This window comes from Bradyrhizobium sp. CCBAU 11386, from assembly GCF_028128955.1.
Classification (GTDB): Bacteria; Pseudomonadota; Alphaproteobacteria; order Rhizobiales; family Xanthobacteraceae; genus Bradyrhizobium.
In genome coordinates, this window is sequence record NZ_LBKA01000060.1 from 1 (window position 1) to 484 (window position 484).

Here is a 484-nt window from a genome sequence, read left to right on the forward strand (position 1 = left end):
ATTTCGCAAGGCCCGCGACCTTGCTGCCTGGCTGGGGCTAGTGCCCAGGCAATACTCGACCGGCGGAAAACAGACGTTGCTTGGCGTCAGCAAACGCGGCAACCGTTATGTGAGAAAGCTTCTAGTGCATGGCGCGCGATCCTGCTTCCGGCATTTGGACCGGACGCGCGATCGCCTAGGAAGCTGGCTCGACGGGCTCCAGGCTCGGATGCATCCGAACAAGGCCGTTGTCGCCCTAGCCGCCAAGATGGCCCGCATTGTCTGGGTGGTCTTGAACAAGCCTGGAGCTCTCTACGAACGCAGAGATCCTGCTTTCACCTGACGCTTCTGGCTTCGATTGCAAGGCTCGGGAACAGTGATGACGAAACAGTGGATCAACATGCCGTAAGCCCTGTGCAAAAAAGCGGGCTTCGTGCCCGAACCATTTATTGGGAACGGCGTGCGCGGATCTCATCATGGCCTGGCTGCAACAGCAGTCCACTCG

General features: G+C 59.1%; 1 protein-coding gene. It reads left to right on the forward strand.

Annotated elements, in window-relative coordinates:
- Nucleotides 1-322, forward strand: a 322-nt coding sequence (locus XI09_RS08355) for a transposase (RefSeq protein ID WP_271566414.1), incomplete at its 5' end; no start/stop codon positions are given.
- Nucleotides 323-484 lie beyond the last annotated feature (162 nt).